The 18,732-nt window shown below is 56.4% G+C and carries 15 protein-coding genes; 11 read left to right on the plus strand and 4 right to left on the minus strand.

The window, feature by feature from the left end:
* The first annotated feature begins 238 nt into the window (after window positions 1–238).
* The 5 genes from purL (at window position 239) to glnB (ending at window position 8,552) form a co-directional block, all read left to right on the plus strand.
* On the plus strand, window positions 239–4,126 hold the full coding sequence (gene purL, locus O1723_RS05620; RefSeq protein ID WP_023337637.1) for a phosphoribosylformylglycinamidine synthase: 3,888 nt from the start codon (window positions 239–241) through the stop codon (window positions 4,124–4,126).
* Between the two features lie 531 nt (window positions 4,127–4,657).
* The gene (qseE, locus tag O1723_RS05625) at window positions 4,658–6,085 is read left to right on the plus strand and encodes a two component system sensor histidine kinase QseE/GlrK (protein WP_014884834.1); all 1,428 of its coding nucleotides are present in this window, start codon (window positions 4,658–4,660) and stop codon (window positions 6,083–6,085) included.
* A 1-nt stretch (window position 6,086) separates the two neighbouring features.
* Window positions 6,087–6,824 carry a two-component system QseEF-associated lipoprotein QseG gene (qseG, locus tag O1723_RS05630; protein ID WP_023337635.1) on the plus strand — a complete coding sequence of 246 codons (738 nt, stop codon included), beginning with the start codon at window positions 6,087–6,089 and terminating at the stop codon, window positions 6,822–6,824.
* The gene (glrR, locus tag O1723_RS05635; protein ID WP_014884832.1) at window positions 6,811–8,148 is read left to right on the plus strand and encodes a two-component system response regulator GlrR; all 1,338 of its coding nucleotides are present in this window, start codon (window positions 6,811–6,813) and stop codon (window positions 8,146–8,148) included. Before qseG ends, glrR begins: the two co-directional genes overlap by 14 nt.
* A 65-nt stretch (window positions 8,149–8,213) precedes the next feature.
* Complete coding sequence (gene glnB / locus O1723_RS05640; RefSeq protein ID WP_003860685.1) at window positions 8,214–8,552, plus strand: nitrogen regulatory protein P-II; 339 nt, start codon at window positions 8,214–8,216, stop codon at window positions 8,550–8,552.
* A gap of 82 nt (window positions 8,553–8,634) precedes the next feature.
* Here glnB and hmpA read toward each other — a convergent pair whose 3' ends face one another.
* Window positions 8,635–9,825 (minus strand): NO-inducible flavohemoprotein, encoded by a 1,191-nt coding sequence (hmpA, locus tag O1723_RS05645; RefSeq protein WP_014884831.1) that lies wholly within the window; start codon window positions 9,823–9,825, stop codon window positions 8,635–8,637.
* Window positions 9,826–10,129: 304 nt separating this feature from the next.
* Between hmpA and glyA the strand changes: the two genes are divergently transcribed.
* Window positions 10,130–11,383 (plus strand): serine hydroxymethyltransferase, encoded by a 1,254-nt coding sequence (gene glyA / locus O1723_RS05650; RefSeq protein ID WP_008502165.1) that lies wholly within the window; start codon window positions 10,130–10,132, stop codon window positions 11,381–11,383.
* Between the two features lie 54 nt (window positions 11,384–11,437).
* On the opposite strand, the gene O1723_RS05655 is transcribed toward glyA, so the two are convergent.
* Window positions 11,438–11,860, minus strand: a complete 423-nt coding sequence (locus tag O1723_RS05655) for a DoxX family protein (protein ID WP_038421337.1) — start codon at window positions 11,858–11,860, stop codon at window positions 11,438–11,440.
* 172 nt (window positions 11,861–12,032) lie between these two features.
* On the opposite strand from O1723_RS05655, the gene O1723_RS05660 reads away from it, so the two are divergent.
* Window positions 12,033–13,172: a 3-phenylpropionate MFS transporter gene (locus O1723_RS05660; protein WP_014884829.1), complete on the plus strand. Its 1,140-nt coding sequence runs from the start codon at window positions 12,033–12,035 to the stop codon at window positions 13,170–13,172.
* Here the strand turns inward: O1723_RS05660 and csiE are convergent, their stop codons facing one another.
* Window positions 13,173–14,450, minus strand: a complete 1,278-nt coding sequence (gene csiE, locus O1723_RS05665) for a stationary phase inducible protein CsiE (RefSeq protein ID WP_023337632.1) — start codon at window positions 14,448–14,450, stop codon at window positions 13,173–13,175.
* Window positions 14,451–14,575: 125 nt separating this feature from the next.
* Between csiE and O1723_RS05670 the strand changes: the two genes are divergently transcribed.
* Window positions 14,576–15,214, plus strand: coding sequence for a DUF1007 family protein (locus O1723_RS05670; RefSeq protein ID WP_248190636.1), 639 nt, complete (start codon window positions 14,576–14,578; stop codon window positions 15,212–15,214).
* On the plus strand, window positions 15,205–16,185 hold the full coding sequence (locus O1723_RS05675; RefSeq protein WP_023337630.1) for a nickel/cobalt transporter: 981 nt from the start codon (window positions 15,205–15,207) through the stop codon (window positions 16,183–16,185). Before O1723_RS05670 ends, O1723_RS05675 begins: the two co-directional genes overlap by 10 nt.
* A gap of 60 nt (window positions 16,186–16,245) precedes the next feature.
* Here O1723_RS05675 and suhB read toward each other — a convergent pair whose 3' ends face one another.
* Window positions 16,246–17,049, minus strand: coding sequence for an inositol-1-monophosphatase (suhB, locus tag O1723_RS05680; RefSeq protein ID WP_003860668.1), 804 nt, complete (start codon window positions 17,047–17,049; stop codon window positions 16,246–16,248).
* A 131-nt stretch (window positions 17,050–17,180) separates the two neighbouring features.
* Between suhB and trmJ the strand changes: the two genes are divergently transcribed.
* Window positions 17,181–17,906 (plus strand): tRNA (cytosine(32)/uridine(32)-2'-O)-methyltransferase TrmJ, encoded by a 726-nt coding sequence (gene trmJ, locus O1723_RS05685; protein ID WP_008502159.1) that lies wholly within the window; start codon window positions 17,181–17,183, stop codon window positions 17,904–17,906.
* A gap of 236 nt (window positions 17,907–18,142) precedes the next feature.
* On the plus strand, window positions 18,143–18,634 hold the full coding sequence (gene iscR, locus O1723_RS05690; RefSeq protein WP_008502158.1) for a Fe-S cluster assembly transcriptional regulator IscR: 492 nt from the start codon (window positions 18,143–18,145) through the stop codon (window positions 18,632–18,634).
* The last annotated feature ends 98 nt before the right edge of the window (window positions 18,635–18,732 follow it).

Raw genomic sequence — 18,732 nt, forward strand, 5'->3', positions numbered from 1 at the left:
CAGTATGCTGTAGCCATGTTTGATAATCAGGTTTGCCATTGAATGAGCGGCATTTTGCGTAAACTTGCGCCACTTGGCAACCAATTAGAGAGACAGGTCACATCTATTGCTAAATGTCTCCGCCAATTTTATTTCCACGCAAACGGTTTCGTCGGCGCTCAGGATTCTCTATAATGACGCCCGTTTTCCCCCCTTGCGCACACTGAAAGCGCCCCGGCGCTTCGAAGACGAGAGACTTATGATGGAAATTCTGCGTGGTTCGCCTGCACTGTCTGCCTTCCGTATTAACAAACTGCTGGCACGTTTTCAGGCGGCCGACCTTCCGGTAAGCAATATTTACGCTGAGTATGTCCATTTTGCTGACCTGAATGCCCCCCTGAATGCAGAGGAGCGCGTACAGCTGGAACGCCTGCTCAAGTATGGCCCAAATCTGAGTAGCCATACGCCAACCGGCAAACTGATCCTTGCGACGCCGCGTCCGGGCACCATCTCCCCCTGGTCTTCTAAAGCCACCGACATTGCCCACAACTGCGGCCTGAGCCAGATTAACCGTCTGGAGCGCGGCGTGGCCTACTACGTTGACGCCTCGACCCTGAGCGACGCGCAGTGGCAGGCGGTTGCCGCCGAGCTGCATGACCGCATGATGGAAAGCGTGTTTGCTTCTCTTGATGACGCACAGAAGCTCTTCTCCCACCATCAGCCTGCGCCGGTACAAAGCGTAGACCTGCTGGGGCAGGGCCGTCAGGCGCTGATTGACGCTAACCTGCGTCTCGGCCTGGCGCTGGCAGAAGACGAAATCGACTACCTGCAGGATGCGTTTGTTAAGCTGAACCGCAACCCGAACGACATCGAGCTCTACATGTTCGCGCAGGCCAACTCCGAGCACTGCCGCCATAAAATTTTCAACGCCGACTGGATTATTGACGGCGAACAGCAGCCTAAATCGCTGTTCAAAATGATCAAAAACACCATGGAGCAAACCCCCGACCACGTGCTGTCTGCCTATAAAGACAATGCCGCGGTGATGGAAGGCTCCGAGGTTGGGCGCTATTTTGCCGACCACGCTACCGGTCGTTACGACTTCCATCAGGAGCCTGCGCATATCCTGATGAAAGTGGAAACCCACAACCACCCGACGGCAATTTCCCCGTGGCCGGGTGCGGCCACCGGTTCAGGCGGTGAAATCCGTGATGAAGGTGCAACGGGACGTGGTGCGAAACCAAAAGCGGGCCTGGTTGGTTTCTCCGTCTCCAACCTGCGCATCCCGGGCTTTGAGCAGCCATGGGAAGAGGATTTCGGCAAGCCAGAGCGCATTGTGACCGCGCTGGATATCATGACCGACGGTCCACTGGGCGGTGCGGCATTCAACAACGAATTTGGCCGTCCGGCACTGAACGGCTACTTCCGTACCTATGAAGAGAAAGTGGACAGTCACAACGGCGAAGAGCTGCGTGGCTATCACAAACCGATCATGCTGGCGGGGGGGATCGGCAATATCCGTGCCGATCACGTCCAGAAAGGCGAGATCGTGGTTGGCGCGAAGCTGATCGTGCTGGGCGGCCCGGCGATGAACATCGGCCTGGGCGGCGGCGCGGCATCCTCCATGACCTCCGGTCAGTCTGATGCGGATCTCGACTTTGCTTCCGTTCAGCGCGACAACCCGGAAATGGAGCGTCGCTGCCAGGAAGTCATCGACCGCTGCTGGCAGCTGGGCGACGCGAACCCGATTCTCTTTATCCATGACGTGGGCGCGGGCGGTCTGTCTAACGCCATGCCGGAGCTGGTGAGCGATGGCGGTCGCGGTGGCCGCTTCAACCTGCGCGATATCCTGAGCGATGAGCCAGGCATGAGCCCGCTGGAGATCTGGTGTAACGAATCCCAGGAACGTTATGTTCTGGCGGTTGCAGCGGATCAACTGCCGCTGTTTGACGAGCTGTGCCGCCGCGAGCGCGCGCCGTATGCCGTCATCGGCGAAGCGACCGAAGAGAAGCACCTGACCCTGAGCGACACCCATTTCGACAACCAGCCGATCGATCTGCCGCTGGACGTTCTGCTCGGTAAAACGCCGAAGATGACCCGCGACGTGCAAACGCGTAAAGCAGCGGGCAAAGCGCTGGATCGCCAGGGCATCACCGTTGCAGAAGCGGTCAACCGCGTGCTGCACCTGCCGGCGGTGGCAGAGAAAACCTTCCTGGTCACCATTGGCGACCGTACCGTAACCGGTATGGTCTCGCGCGATCAGATGGTCGGCCCGTGGCAGATCCCGGTCGCGAACTGTGCCGTAACCACCGCGAGTCTCGACAGCTACTACGGTGAAGCGATGGCCCTGGGCGAACGCACGCCTGTGGCGCTGCTGGACTTCGCCGCGTCCGCCCGCCTGGCTGTGGGTGAAGCGCTGACCAACATTGCCGCGACGCAGATTGGCGATATCAAACGTATCAAGCTCTCCGCTAACTGGATGGCCGCTGCCGGTCACCCTGGCGAGGATGCGGGCCTGTATGAAGCCGTGAAAGCGGTGGGCGAAGAGCTGTGTCCTGCGCTTGGGCTGACCATTCCGGTGGGCAAAGACTCCATGTCGATGAAAACCCGCTGGCAGGAAGGCAACGAGCAGCGCGAGATCACTTCTCCGCTGTCGCTTATCATCTCCGCCTTTGCGCGCGTGGAAGACGTACGTCACACCGTGACGCCGCAGCTTGCGACCGAAGACAACGCCCTGTTGCTGATTGACCTGGGTAAAGGTCACAACGCGCTGGGTGCCACGGCGCTGGCGCAGGTTTATCGTCAGCTGGGTGATACACCGGCCGATGTGCGTGACGTGGCCCAGTTAAAAGGCTTCTACGATGCAATTCAGGCGCTGGTGGCGCAGCGTAAGCTGCTGGCCTACCACGACCGCTCCGACGGCGGCCTGCTGGTCACGCTGGCAGAGATGGCCTTCACCGGCCACTGTGGTTTGGAGGCGAATATTGCCTCTCTGGGTGAAGACCGCCTGGCAGCGCTGTTCAATGAAGAGCTGGGCGCGGTGATTCAGGTGCGTGCGGTAGACCGCGATGCGGTTGAAGCCATTCTTGCGCAGCACGGTCTGGCAGACTGCGTACATTATCTGGGTAAAGCCGTACAGGGCGACCGCTTTGTCATTGAAGCTGACGGTCATGCCGTCTTCAGCGAAAGCCGCACCACGCTGCGTATGTGGTGGGCGGAAACGACCTGGCAGATGCAGCGCCTGCGTGATAACCCGGAATGTGCCGATCAGGAGCATAACGCGAAGGCTAACGACAGCGATCCAGGCCTGAACGTGAAACTCTCCTTCGACATCAACGAAGACATCGCCGCGCCGTACATTGCGACGGGTGCATGTCCGAAGGTGGCCGTGCTGCGCGAGCAGGGCGTTAACTCCCACGTTGAAATGGCGGCTGCCTTCCACCGTGCGGGCTTTGACGCCATTGACGTTCACATGAGCGATCTGCTGGCCGGGCGTACCGGTCTGGAAGATTTCCAGGCGCTGGTGGCCTGCGGTGGTTTCTCTTACGGTGACGTACTGGGCGCCGGTGAAGGCTGGGCGAAGTCCATTCTGTTTAACAGCCGCGTGCGCGACGAGTTCGAAACCTTCTTCCACCGTCCGCAAACGCTGGCGCTGGGCGTGTGTAACGGTTGCCAGATGATGTCCAACCTGCGCGAGCTTATCCCGGGCAGCGAAGCCTGGCCGCGCTTTGTGCGTAACCAGTCTGACCGCTTTGAAGCGCGCTTCAGCCTGGTGGAAGTGACACAAAGCCCATCTCTGTTGCTGCAGGGCATGGTCGGATCACAGATGCCAATCGCCGTGTCCCACGGTGAAGGTCAGGTAGAAGTGCGTGATGCAGCACATCTGGCTCAGCTTGAAAGCAAAGGTCTGGTGGCGCTGCGCTTTGTCGATAACTTCGGCAAGGTCACCGAAACCTATCCGGCTAACCCGAACGGCTCGGTCAACGGTATTACGGCAGTCACCAGCGAAAGTGGTCGTGCAACCATTATGATGCCGCACCCGGAGCGCGTGTTCCGTACCGTGAGCAACTCCTGGCACCCGGAAAACTGGGGCGAGGACAGCCCGTGGATGCGTATCTTCCGCAATGCGCGTAAACAGTTGGGTTAAGATGTAAAGCAGGTACCTTCCAGGCCCGGTAAGCGTAGCGCACCGGGCTTTTTTATGCGTGTCGCAAAATGGCGACAAAGACGGTTTGCGACTGTCTCCAAAAGGAGACATTTAACTCATTGATTTATATATGGCAGAACAGGTTCCTGTTAAGGTGTTGCTTAATAGCGACACTTAGCCTGGAAATCATTCAAACGATAATGAACAGGTGAAGTTGGTAAAATGTTTATATATCAATGTGTTAATGTTTTGTTTTGCATTCTGGCACGGGTGTTGCATAATATTAACCAGTGGCTCATTCACCTTCTTATGTCAGCCCCTTCGGGACGTGCTACATAAACTTCGAATGACGCACAAAAAGGTGCCTGCCGTCCAACTACTGATCATAGCGATGCTTTATCAGGCCAGGGCGAAACGTCGAGTTAGGCACCGCCTTATTCCATAACAAAGCCGGGTTTTTACCCGGCTTTGTTGTATCTGAAGGGCAGACTCAGTTACGCTCTGCGTAAACCCCATGAAGAGAGTAATGCGTTGAAACGCTGGCCCGTTTTTCCCCGCTCCCTGCGACAGCTCGTGATGATGGCCTTCCTGCTAATCCTGCTGCCATTGCTGATCCTCGCCTGGCAGGCGTGGCAAAGCCTTAACGCGCTGAGCGCTCAGGCCGCACTGACTAACCGCACCACGCTTATCGACGCCAGACGCAGTGAAGCGATGACCAACGCCGCGCTGGAGATGGAGCGTAGCTATCGCCAGTACTGCGTGCTTGACGACCGGACGCTGGAAAAGGTTTACCAGAGTCAACGCAAGCGCTACAGCGAGATGCTGGACGCGCATGCGGGCGTGTTGCCCGACGACAAGCTGTATCAGGCATTGCGTCAGGATCTGAACGATCTTGCGCAGCTGCAATGCCACAATAGCGGGCCGGATGCCGCCGCTGCCGCGCGTCTTGAAGCGTTTGCTGCCGCCAACACCGAGATGGTGCAGTCAACCCGCACGGTCATTTTCTCTCGCGGTCAGCAGCTGCAGCAGGAGATAGCCGAACGCGGGCAGTTCTTCGGCTGGCAGGCACTGGTGCTTTTCCTGGTGAGTCTCGGGCTGGTTCTGCTCTTTACCCGTATGATCATCGGCCCGGTGAAGGGCATTCAGCGTATGATCAACCGTCTTGGAGAGGGGAAATCGCTCGGGGATTCGGTTTCCTTTAAAGGCCCGCGCGAACTGCGCTCCGTTGGTCAGCGTATTATCTGGCTGTCTGAGCGTCTGGCGTGGCTGGAATCCCAGCGTCATCAGTTCTTGCGCCATATTTCCCATGAACTGAAAACGCCGCTCGCCAGCATGCGTGAAGGAACGGAGCTGCTGGCAGATGAGGTGGCAGGGCCGCTAACGCCAGAACAGAAAGAAATTGTTGAGATTCTGGATGCCAGCAGCCGCAACCTGCAAAAGCTGATTGAACAACTGCTGGATTACAACCGCAAGCTGGCTGACGGGGCGGTCGTTCTTGAAGAGGTCGAGATTGCGCCGCTGGTGGATATGGTGATCTCCGCCCATAGCTTGCCAGCAAGAGCTAAAATGATGCATACCGGGGTGGAGTTGAGTGCGCCTGCCTGTCTCGCTGAACCGATGCTTTTAATGAGCGTTCTGGATAATCTTTACTCCAATGCGGTGCACTATGGTACTGAATCCGGTAACATTTATATCCGAAGTTATACGATGGGTTCCCGGGTGTTTATTGACGTCGCTAACACCGGCACCCCGATCCCTGATGACGAAAAAACCATGATCTTCGAACCCTTTTTCCAGGGGAGTCATCAGCGGAAGGGTGCGGTAAAAGGAAGTGGTCTGGGCTTAAGCATCGCCCGGGACTGCATACGACGCATGCAGGGTGAGCTAAACATTGCCACGGACGAACGTGCGGATGTTTGCTTCCGTATTGAACTGCCCCTGAGCCGGAAAAACCAATAAAATGAATCTAAGTCTGGTGAGTATGTCACACGTCTTTTTCCGCGCCGTACGTGCGGTGTTTTCCAGCAACACATTTCGCCTGGGTTTACCTTGTTTATTTCTGGCAGGGTGCGTTTCCCATGCGCCACAAAGTGCGATAAGCGGTAAACAAGAAGATAAATGGCCGGATAACCAGCTGGCGGATTTCCTCTCTACCCGCTGTGACGACATCTGGAATTTGTCAGGGCATGATGTCGAAAATAATCCGCTGTTCTGGCTGCGCGGAATAGATTGTGCCCAGCGTCTTGCGCCGGTGGACGCCCGTTCGAAAGCGGCGATGCTGGATGACGATACCTGGCAGGACGCTTTCAAGCGTGGAATTCTACTAGCCGATGCGAAAATCACCCCCGTCGAACGCCGGGCTAATGTGACCCGGCTGGATACCTTTACGATCGCACTCCCGGTACAGGTACGACCGGTATACCAGCTCTGGCGGGATGGTCAGACATTACAGCTTCAGCTGTCTGAAGAGCGCTCTCGCTACAGCAAGCTCCAGCAGTCCACCGACAGCGAACTTGATACGCTGCGTCAACAGCAACAGCATTTACGCACTCAGCTGGATACCACGACGCGCAAGCTGGAAAACCTGACCGATATCGAAAGACAGCTCTCGTCGCGCAAATATCAGCCTGGTAGCGCATCCGCAGCACCGGACAGCGACACGCAGAAACAAGAGGATGTGAAGCATGACGAGCCGTAAACCTGCCCATCTCTTACTGGTGGATGACGACCCCGGGCTGTTAAAGCTGCTGGGGATGCGTCTGGTGAGTGAAGGCTACAGCGTAGTGACTGCGGAAAGCGGACAGGAAGGGCTGAAAGTCCTTAGCCGCGAGAAAATTGATCTGGTCATCAGCGATCTGCGGATGGACGAAATGGACGGTCTGCAGCTGTTCGCGGAGATCCAGAAGCAGCAGCCGGGCATGCCGGTGATTATCCTGACGGCACACGGGTCAATTCCGGATGCCGTCGCCGCAACCCAGCAGGGCGTATTCAGCTTCCTCACCAAGCCGGTAGATAAAGACGCACTCTACAAAGCCATCGACAGCGCGCTGGAGCACGCGGCACCCTCTGGCGACGACGCATGGCGTGAATCCATTGTGACCCGCAGCCCGATCATGCTTCGTCTGCTTGAGCAGGCGCGGATGGTCGCCCAGTCCGACGTCAGCGTGCTGATTAACGGCCAGAGCGGAACCGGGAAAGAGATCCTGGCGCAGGCGATCCACAACGCCAGCCCGCGCAGCAAAAATGCCTTTATTGCCATTAACTGCGGCGCGCTTCCGGAACAATTGCTTGAGTCCGAACTGTTTGGTCATGCCCGTGGCGCCTTCACCGGCGCGGTAAGCAGCCGGGAAGGGCTGTTCCAGGCCGCGGAAGGCGGCACGCTGTTCCTCGACGAGATTGGTGACATGCCTGCGCCGCTACAGGTCAAACTGCTGCGCGTGCTTCAGGAACGTAAAGTGCGCCCGCTGGGCAGCAACCGCGATATTGATATTAACGTACGAATTATTTCCGCCACCCACCGCGACTTACCAAAAGTGATGGCGCGCAACGAGTTTCGTGAAGACCTCTACTACCGTCTGAACGTGGTGAATCTCAAAATCCCGGCACTGGCAGAGCGTGCTGAAGATATTCCGCTGCTGGCGAATCACCTGTTGCGTCAGGCGGCCGATCGCCATAAACCATTTGTCCGCGCGTTTTCCACCGATGCGATGAAACGGCTGATGGCGGCCAGCTGGCCGGGTAACGTTCGCCAGCTGGTAAACGTGATTGAGCAGTGTGTGGCGTTGACGTCATCGCCCGTTATCAGCGATGCGCTGGTGGAGCAGGCGCTGGAAGGGGAAAACACGGCCTTGCCGACGTTCGCCGAAGCGCGTAACCAGTTCGAGCTGAACTATCTGCGCAAGCTGCTGCAGATCACCAAAGGCAACGTGACCCACGCAGCGCGAATGGCCGGACGCAACCGCACCGAGTTTTACAAGCTGCTCTCACGCCACGAGCTGGAAGCAAACGATTTTAAAGAGTAATGCCGTATGGTACTGTGAGCAATCGATTACGAGGCAGCTTACAGGCAAGCGTTTAAGGACCCACCATGAAAAAGATTGATGCGATTATTAAACCTTTCAAACTGGATGATGTGCGTGAAGCGCTGGCGGAAGTCGGCATCACCGGGATGACCGTGACGGAAGTGAAAGGTTTTGGTCGTCAGAAAGGCCACACCGAGCTTTATCGTGGCGCAGAGTACATGGTCGATTTTCTGCCGAAAGTGAAAATTGAAATCGTGGTCAGCGATGACATCGTCGATACCTGCGTGGATACCATCATCCGCACGGCGCAGACGGGCAAAATTGGCGACGGTAAAATCTTCGTCTTTGACGTGGCGCGCGTGATCCGTATCCGTACCGGCGAAGAAGACGACGCCGCGATTTAACGATGCCAACGGTTTTGTAGGCCGGGTAAGGCGTAGCCGCCACCCGGCGAAAAAAAGCCCCTCGTTCGAGGGGCTTTTTGCATTACAGCACTTTATGCGGGCCGAAACATTCGTAATGAATGTTGTCTTTATTTACACCCAGCGCCACCAGCTGCTTCGCGGCATATTGCATAAATGCCACCGGTCCGCAGACGTAGAACTGCATATCCGGCGCGCTGAACGCCCCTTCATGCTGGCTTAAATTCATCAACCCTTCGCTGTCAAAACGTGCGGCTGCGCGGTCTGCTTCCGTTGGCAGGCGATACCAGGTATGCGCGGTGAAGCGGGGCAGCGTCGCGCCCAGCGTTTTCACTTCGTCCGCAAAGGCATGCACCTCGCCGTTCTCTGCGGCATGGAACCAGTTGACCTGTGCGCTGTGGTTTGCTTTCGCCAGCGTATCCAGCATCGCCAGCATTGGCGTTTGGCCGACACCAGCCGAGATCAGCGTTACCGGGGTAGTAGCGTCTACCGCCATGAAGAAGTCACCCGCCGGTGCGGCCAGGTGAACGACGTCACCCACGCTGGCTTCGTTATGCAGCCAGCTGGAAACCTGGCCGCCGTCCTCGCGTTTCACCGCAATGCGATAGCCTTTGCCGTCGGGTTTGCGGGTCAGGGAATACTGGCGGATCTCCTGATGCGGAAAACCTTCAGGCTTCAGCCACACGCCGAGATATTGGCCTGGCTGATAATCCGCTACCGGCTGACCATCCACCGGTTCAAATTCAAAACTGGTGATCAATGCGCTGCGCGGTGTTTTCTCAACGATGCGGAAGGCGCGCGTGCCTTCCCAGCCGCCGTTCTTGCTGGCGTTTTCACTGTAGATCTGCGCTTCACGGTTGATGAAGACGTTTGCCAGCACGCCGTAGGCTTTACCCCAGGCGTCAAGTACCTCCTGGCCCGGGCTGAACATTTCGTCCAGCGTTGCCAGCAGGTGGCCGCCGACAATATTGTACTGCTCGGGTTTGATCTGGAAGCTGGTGTGCTTCTGCGCGATTTTTTCCACCGCAGGCAGTAATGCCGCCAGGTTTTCAATGTTGCTGGCGTAGGCCGCGATGGCGTTGAACAGGGCTTCACGCTGATCGCCATTACGCTGGTTACTCATGTTGAAAATCTCTTTCAACTCTGGGTTATGCGTGAACATGCGATCGTAAAAATGGGCGGTGAGTTTAGGACCGGTTTCCACCAGCAGGGGGATGGTGGCTTTAACGGTAGCGATGGTTTGAGCGTCGAGCATGAGCGCGTCCTTTTGATGTGACTTTAATGATGCATTTTAAATGCATCTTATAAAAAATACCCCTGCGTTGTAAATGGTTCTTTGCAAGATGAAAAATATGCATCACAAACCTGAAAAGAAATCCGTTGAAACAGGGGAGGGCTTTATTCCTCAAACCCTTGCGTGGCGTGAAGGAAAACGTTTGCGTAAAATCGTTTGTCAAGACCTGTTATCACACAACTATTCAGTTATACTGTTGCCCGTCGTCCAACAGGACTGCCTTTTCAGGCCAAAATTTACTTGTTAGCTGAGTCAGGAGATGCGGATGTTAAAGCGTGAAATGAACATTGCCGATTATGATGCCGAACTGTGGCAGGCTATGGAGCAGGAAAAAGTACGTCAGGAAGAGCACATCGAACTGATCGCCTCCGAAAACTACACCAGCCCGCGCGTCATGCAGGCACAGGGTTCTCAGCTGACCAACAAATACGCTGAAGGTTATCCAGGCAAGCGCTACTACGGCGGTTGCGAGTACGTTGATATCGTTGAGCAGCTGGCAATCGACCGTGCGAAAGAACTCTTTGGCGCTGACTACGCGAACGTGCAGCCGCACTCCGGCTCTCAGGCTAACTTCGCCGTTTACACCGCGCTGCTGCAGCCGGGCGATACGGTGCTGGGTATGAACCTGGCGCAGGGCGGCCACCTGACTCACGGCTCCCCGGTGAACTTCTCCGGCAAACTGTACAACATCATCCCTTACGGTATCGATGAGTCCGGTAAAATTGACTACGAAGACATGGCGAAGCAGGCTAAAGAGCATAAACCGAAGATGATCATCGGTGGCTTCTCTGCTTACTCCGGTATCGTTGACTGGGCAAAAATGCGTGAAATCGCAGACAGCATCGGTGCTTACCTGTTCGTCGACATGGCGCACGTAGCGGGTCTGATTGCCGCCGGCGTTTACCCGAACCCGGTTCCGCACGCTCACGTTGTGACCACCACTACCCATAAAACCCTGGCGGGTCCACGCGGTGGCCTGATCCTGGCGAAAGGCGGTGACGAAGAGCTGTACAAAAAACTGAACTCTGCCGTGTTCCCAAGCGCGCAGGGCGGCCCGCTGATGCACGTTATCGCGGCAAAAGCGGTAGCGCTGAAAGAAGCGATGGAGCCAGAGTTCAAGGTTTATCAGCAGCAGGTTGCTAAGAACGCCAAAGCGATGGTGGAAGTGTTCCTGAACCGTGGCTACAAAGTGGTTTCTGGCGGTACTGAAAACCACCTGTTCCTGCTGGATCTGGTTGATAAGAACCTGACCGGTAAAGAAGCTGACGCTGCCCTGGGCCGCGCCAACATCACCGTGAACAAAAACAGCGTGCCAAACGATCCGAAGAGCCCGTTCGTGACTTCCGGTATCCGTATCGGTTCTCCGGCTGTGACGCGTCGCGGCTTTAAAGAAGCGGAAGTGAAAGAGCTGGCTGGCTGGATGTGTGACGTTCTGGACAACATCAATGACGAAGCGGTTATCGAGCGCGTCAAAGGTAAAGTTCTGGATATCTGCGCACGCTTCCCGGTATACGCATAATTCTTCTGCTTTGCAGAATGTTAAAAGGCCGCGCGTGCGGCCTTTTTTTATGGCTTAACGGCGGTCAAGGGATATTGCGCCTGGACCCACAATCGCCAGCAATATAAATGCGCCCGCAATACTGACATTCTTGTAGAAATTAATCATATTCGGTACGACCGCGTCACCGGTCATATTCCAGTAATGGTGACCAATCACCGCCGTGCCCAGCGTGTAGAACACAAACAGCACGGCAAGAGGGCGGGTGAAAAAGCCCAGTACGATCAGGATGGCGGCTGGCACCTCCATCACCACCGCAATAATGGCCGCCAGCATGGGCATCGGTGTCCCCAGCAAGGTCATATATTGTACGGTGCCGCTAAACCCCGTCAGTTTCGGATAACCAAAGATAATAAACAGGACGACAAGCGCGATACGGGCAATCAACAACAACAGATGGCGTGACTGACTAAAATCGAGATAACGTAGTGAGTTCATGGCAGAAAACCTCTGCAAGTGGAGTAATTTAAACGTAATACACATTTTCATTCCCTGCCATAAGCCTGACGACTGCACGATATGTTAATTTTTCGTTAATTTATAGCAGGCTATCTACTTGCTTAATTTTTCTATTCTCGCCAGACTATGGCCTCCATTTCGGGAGGGATTCATGGTCTTGCATTCCACGCGCTGGCTGGCGCTCAGCTATTTCACCTATTTCTTTAGCTACGGTATTTTTCTGCCATTCTGGAGCGTCTGGCTCAAGGGAATCGGCCTGACTCCAGAGACCATCGGCGTTCTGCTGGGGGCCGGACTGGTGGCGCGTTTTCTTGGCAGCCTGCTGATTGCCCCGCGCGTCAGCGATCCCTCTCTGCTGATCAAGGCTGTACGCATTCTCGCGCTGCTCACCCTGGTCTTTGTCGCCTGCTTCTGGGTAAGCCATCAGTTTGCCTGGCTGATGGTGGTGATGGTCGGCTTTAACCTGTTCTTCTCTCCGCTGGTTCCTCTGACGGATGCGCTGGCGAACACCTGGCAAAAGCAGATCACCATGGACTATGGCCGCGTGCGCCTGTGGGGCTCTATTGCTTTTGTTATCGGTTCCGCGCTGGTGGGGAAACTGGTCAGCCTCTACGACTACCGTGCGATTCTGGCTCTGCTGAGCATCGGGATAGCGTCGATGCTGCTGGGAATGCTGTTACGTCCATCCGTGATGCCGCAGGGAGAAAGTCGCCATCAGGAGAGCGCGGGCTGGCCAGCCTGGCGGAGCCTGGTCGCACAGAGCTGGCGCTTTCTGGCGTGTGTCTGTCTGCTTCAGGGGGCGCATGCGGCGTACTATGGCTTCAGCGCTATCTACTGGCAGGGGGCGGGCTACTCTGCCTCTGCGGTTGGTTATCTCTGGTCGCTGGGCGTGGTGGCCGAAGTCATTATTTTCGCCCTGAGCAAAAAGCTGTTCCGCCGTTTTGGCGCGCGCGATCTGCTGCTGCTTTCGGCGATTTGCGGCGTGGCACGCTGGGGTATTATGGGCTGGACGACGGATCTGCCATGGCTGATCTTGGCGCAAATTCTGCACTGCGGCACCTTCACCGTATGTCACCTGGCGGCGATGCGCTATATCGCTGCGCGTGAGGGCGGGGATGTGATTCGTCTGCAGTCGGTCTATTCCGCGGTAGCAATGGGCGGCAGTATTGCGGTGATGACGGTCTTTGCCGGTTTCCTGTATCAACACCTCGGGCACGGCGTCTTCTGGGTAATGGCGCTGGTGGCGCTACCGGCGATGTTTGTTCGACCAAAAGTGGCCGCACGCGCGTAACTACGACTCCAGCATCGCGCGAATATGCTCTTGCTGCTGCGCATTCAGTGATTCAACCGCGTGGATCAACGGCGGCGAGAACAGCGGCAGGGCAACAGGATAGGGGGTGACCACCAGCGCGGCTTCGCGCGGCGCGCCCTCTTTCTGAAAAGCCTGCAACGTCAGATAGCGAATATTGAGCGGCAGCAGCGTCAACTCGCGCAGCTGCTGTTCAATCAGCTCCTCACAGGATTTATCTTCCCCGGTCAACAGCACCACCTGCTTTTCATGGAGATCGGACTCCTGCATCAGCCAGGCGCCGAAAATCACCGCGACCAGGCTCATCTCTTCATCGGAAAAACGCAGGCCAAACTCCGCTTCCAGCTCAAACAACGCCTCTTTCGTGGTGCGTAACAGCCGGGGATAGAGACGATGGATCTCCTCTGGCAGGCTGTTGTCGATGCCAATTTCAAACAGGGAACGGTCCAGCGCCTGAGACAGATGGATATACAGCTGATCGGTCAGTCCTTGCTCGTCGCTGAAGTTCATCCCGGTCTGCGAGCGAAAACGGGCCACCATGCGCACGATGGCGCGACGCAAACGCTCATCCTGCTGGTGCTTATCCAGCACCGGATCGGGCGTGCGGAGCATCATAAACAGCAGCGCCAGAAACAACTGCTCATCCACATGCGCGCCCTGAGGAACGCGCCGCTTCCAGTGACGGACGATCTCCTGCGCCGTAAAATACTCTCCCCGCGACTGCGTCCAGCTGCGCTGGGCATGGGAAAATTGTGGCGTATTCCCCAGGTGGTGCTGGATAAGGCAATACTGTAAGTAGAGCTGTAAGAACTGGATGTCGCGACACTCAAACTGCCGCTGCAGCTTGCGCGAGCAGAAGTTGATTAACGCCCGCAGGTTAGCATCGTCGTAAAGTGGCCGCGCGATGCCGTGTTGTTTAAGCGCGGTTTTTAACGCTGGCGTAAACTGGTGCGAGACAAACTGCGGGCAAAGGCGGAGCGCCCTGCGCAGCCAGTGCAGCAGGCATAAACGCTGGTTCAGGGCAGTGCCTTCAATCCGGTAGCTGCCGTCGTGGTGCGTGACGATATCCAGCCGGTGATAGCGCTGGATTTCATCGCGCGTCTCGGCTATATCTTGCCGTGCCAGGACGTCGTCCACGCCGTTGGCTGCGATTATGCTCTGTGCGGTGACGGCAGCATCGGGCAGGTAAAGCATTAAAAGCACCTGGCAACGGCGCTGCGAACTGGAAAGCACAGATGGAATTTCAAGCGTCGTCATCATCTGTCGGGTATCCAGTGTGAATGTTTGATAAGAATAGCTAAAGGATGGGGGCTGAAAAGCGCACCGGCAGGCCTTTCACTCAGGATTGCTGGAGAACATCACAGAATTTTTGACGTGAGGAATTGATGCAGACAGTTAAACACAGTGCGATGGCGTTATTTTTGGCGGTTATCTCCTTCACCACCAGCGCGCACCCTCACAGTTTTATCAGCCTGAAAACCGAACTGGTCACCGACGGCACGCAGTTAAGTGGCCTGAAGATGCGCTGGACGATGGATGAAATCACCTCGGCTGACCTGCTTTATGATGCGGGAAATGCGAAGCCCGGCGATGAAATCTGGAAAAAGCTGGCGGCGGAAGTGATGGCTAACGTGCTGGGTCAGCACTACTTCACCGAGTTCTGGCATAACGGCCAGAAGGTGAAGTTTCTTAACCGAGCCACGGAGTATGGTATGTCACGCGACGGGCATCAGGCGGTGCTGACGTTCGTCCTTCCGCTGGCGCACCCGCAGCCGCTGGCAGGGCAAAAATATACTTTTTCCACTTTTGACCCCACCTACTACGTCGACATGCACTACGCCGACGAGAGCGATGTACAGCTTCCGGCCTCGTTGCAGAAAACCTGCAAAATGGCGGTTCACACCCCGAAGCCCAGCGAAGAGACGCTGAACTTTGCCGTCTCTCTTGATAAAGAAGATGCGCCACCGGAGGACATGGAGTTGGGTAAACAGTTCGCGCAGGAGGTGACGTTACAATGTCAGTGATCGCTTCTCCGTCCCGCAAATCTCGCCGCTGGCTTCATCTTTGGCCGCTGGCGCTTTTTATACTGTTAGCTATTGGCGGCTCGATCTGGCTGTGGCAGGCCTGGCCGCAGGTGATGATGAAAAGCATCATCTGGCAGCGCGAGGTGAACCAGCAGATGAGCGGTTTACTGAAAGCGGTGGCGGAGAACCCAACGAAAGCGGGCGGTTCCCTGCTGGCGTTCAGCTTTATCTACGGGGTGCTGCATGCGCTGGGGCCTGGGCATGGCAAAATCGTTATCACCACCTGGCTTGCGACCCATCCGTCGAAGCTGAAATCGAGTATCGGGCTGACGCTGGCCTCCTCGCTGCTTCAGGGGGGCGTGGCGATTGGGCTGGTTGTCGTAGTGCTTTCACTTCTTCAGCTTCCAGCCCGGCAGCTGCACATGAGTAGCTTCTGGCTGGAAAAGGGGAGCTATGCGCTGGTGGGCGTGCTGGGGCTGATCCTTTGCTGGCGAGCGCTGAAAAAACTGCGCGCGCTGCTGCAAAAACCGCAATTCAGGACTTTTACGCCGCATCACGTTCACGATGAAAACTGTGGCTGCGGACATCAGCATCTGCCGACGCAGGAACAGCTACAGAACGGTGATGACTGGCGTGCGCGGCTGATGATTGTGCTCTCGATGGGGATGCGCCCGTGCTCGGGGGCAATCATGGTGTTGTTGTTCAGCAAGGTGATTGGCGTGTTTGGCTGGGGAATGCTTTCTGCGCTGGCGATGGCGGCTGGAACGTCACTGACGATTTCTTCGCTGGCGTTGCTGGTGCACAGCTTCCGTCAGCTGGCGGTTAAACTCAGCGGCAATAAAACGCCGGTGCTGTGGCGACAGGTCGGATGGACAACGCTCGCGCTGGCGGGCGGGGTGATTCTGCTGGTGGCGGCGGTGACGATGTGGATGAGCGCGGTGCCGGTGGGAAGGGGATTGCGGCCTTTCTGACGTACCTGAGGGATTTTGTAGGCCCGGTAAGCGTAGCGCCACCGGGCATAATACGCTCGATTAACGCTTCAGCGCGTCGCTCAGTTCATCACGCATGTTTGCCAGCATGGCTTTAACGACACGTGGGTTACCGGCAACGATGTTGCCGGTAGACATATAGTTATGGCCGCCGGTGAAATCACACACTATGGCACCTGCTTCACGTGCGATCAGCTCGCCCGCGGCAAAATCCCATGGCTTCAGAGACAGCTCGAAGTATCCGTCAACGCGGCCGGTCGCCACGTAAGCCAGATCCAGCGCAGCAGAACCGGTGCGACGGAAGTCCGCGCATTCGGTGAACAGTTTGCCCAGGATATTCATGTAGGTGGTTGCGTGCTGTTTCGCCTTGAACGGGAAACCGGTCGCCAGGATGGTGCCGTCCAGATCGCGAGCGTTGCTGCAGCGCAGACGGTAGCCATTCAGCTGTGCGCCCTGACCGCGGGTAGCGGTGAACAGTTCGTTACGCATTGGATCGTAGACAACAGCGACTTCAGTACGGCCTTTGATGCGTACGGCGATAGACACAGAGAAGTGTGGCAGGCGTTTGACGAAGTTGGTGGTGCCATCCAGTGGATCGATAACCCATTGAACATCCTGATCGGTACCTTCATGTTCACCGCTTTCTTCGGTGATGATGGTGTGCTGCGGGTAAGATTTGCGGATCGTTTCGATAATAATCGCTTCTGCGGCTTTATCGACATTCGTCACGAAATCATTGCTGCCTTTCTGGCTGGTTTCTACGGAGTCTGGCGTTTCGTAGTGTTTGGCAATTACATTACCCGCCTTGCGCGCTGCGCGCACGGCGATGGTCAGCATCGGATGCATCGGTCTCTCTCACTGGATGTTAAAGAACAGGAAAATCGGCGCAGAGTATAGCAGCGGGATCGGATTATGTCTCTCGTTTATGATAATATGCCCGAATATTCTTCAGACGCTGAATTCAGACACTAAAAATTATGCTGCAAAACATTCGAATCGTGCTGGTCGAAACATCGCACACCGGCAACATGGGCTCCGTTGCCCGCGCTATGAAAACCATGGGCTTAACGAACCTGTGGCTGGTTAACCCGCTGGTGAAACCAGACTCACAGGCCATCGCCCTGGCCGCCGGAGCCAGCGACGTGATTGGCAACGCGCAGATCGTCGATACCCTCGACGAAGCGCTGGCAGGCTGCAGCCTGGTAGTCGGCACCAGCGCTCGCTCCCGCACATTGCCGTGGCCGATGCTGGACCCGCGCGAATGCGGTCTGAAGAGTGTCTCTGAGGCAGAACAGGCGCCGGTTGCGCTGGTGTTTGGCCGTGAGCGTGTTGGCCTGACCAACGACGAACTGCAGAAATGCCACTACCATGTGGCGATTGCCGCCAACCCGGAATACAGCTCGCTGAACCTGGCGATGGCAGTGCAGGTGATCGCCTACGAAGTGCGTATGGCGTGGCTGGCGACGCAGGAGAAAGAGGTAGAGCCTAAAGAAGAGACGGCCTACCCGCTGGTGGATGACCTGGAGCGTTTCTATGGTCACCTGGAGCAGACGCTGCTTTCGACCGGCTTTATTCGTGAAGGCCATCCAGGCCAGGTGATGAACAAGCTGCGCCGTCTGTTCACCCGCGCCCGCCCGGAAAGCCAGGAGCTAAACATCCTGCGCGGCATTCTGGCGTCGATTGAGCAGAAGAATAAAGAGTAGTGTCGTCTGTTCGCCGGGTGGCGCTTCGCTTACCCGACCTACAAAACCCGTAGCCCGTGCAAGCGCAGCGCCGCCGGGCAAAAGGATACGGCACAGAAGGTTAAATACCTGACTAAAACAGTCAAGTAAATAGTTGACCATTTTAGTCAGGAATGTCAGACTTGGCCCTGCTATGCAATACCCCCATTTTACAATAAAAAACCCCGGGCAGGGGCGAGTTTGAGGTTAAGTAAGACATGAGACTGACATCTAAAGGGCGTTATGCCGTGACCGCGATGCTGGACGTTGCGCTCAACTCCGAAGCGGGCCCGGTTCCGTTGGCTGATATTTCTGAACGACAAGGGATCTCCCTCTCCTATCTGGAACAGCTGTTCTCCAGACTGCGTAAAAATGGACTGGTTTCCAGCGTTCGTGGCCCGGGCGGCGGTTATCTGCTGGGTAAAGACGCGGGCAGTATTGCAGTGGGTGAAGTGATTAGCGCAGTTGACGAATCCGTCGACGCGACCCGTTGCCAGGGTAAAGGCGGCTGCCAGGGCGGCGATAAGTGCCTGACCCACGCGCTGTGGCGCGATCTGAGCGACCGTCTGACCGGCTTCCTGAACAACATCACCCTCGGTGAGCTGGTGAATAACCAGGAAGTTCTGGATGTATCAGGCCGTCAGCACAGCCATGATTCCCAACGCAGCACCCGCGCGCAGGACGCCATCGACGTCAAACTGCGCGCGTAATAAAACGATAAGTATTTCAGAATCAGGCCGGGGCACCGCGCCCCGCGTACTCGGTCGTACATCCAGCCGGTTGCCTGATTCCTTGCATTGAAGCGATG

It is taken from the genome of Enterobacter cloacae complex sp. HYC080_NIDB, from assembly GCF_056673325.1.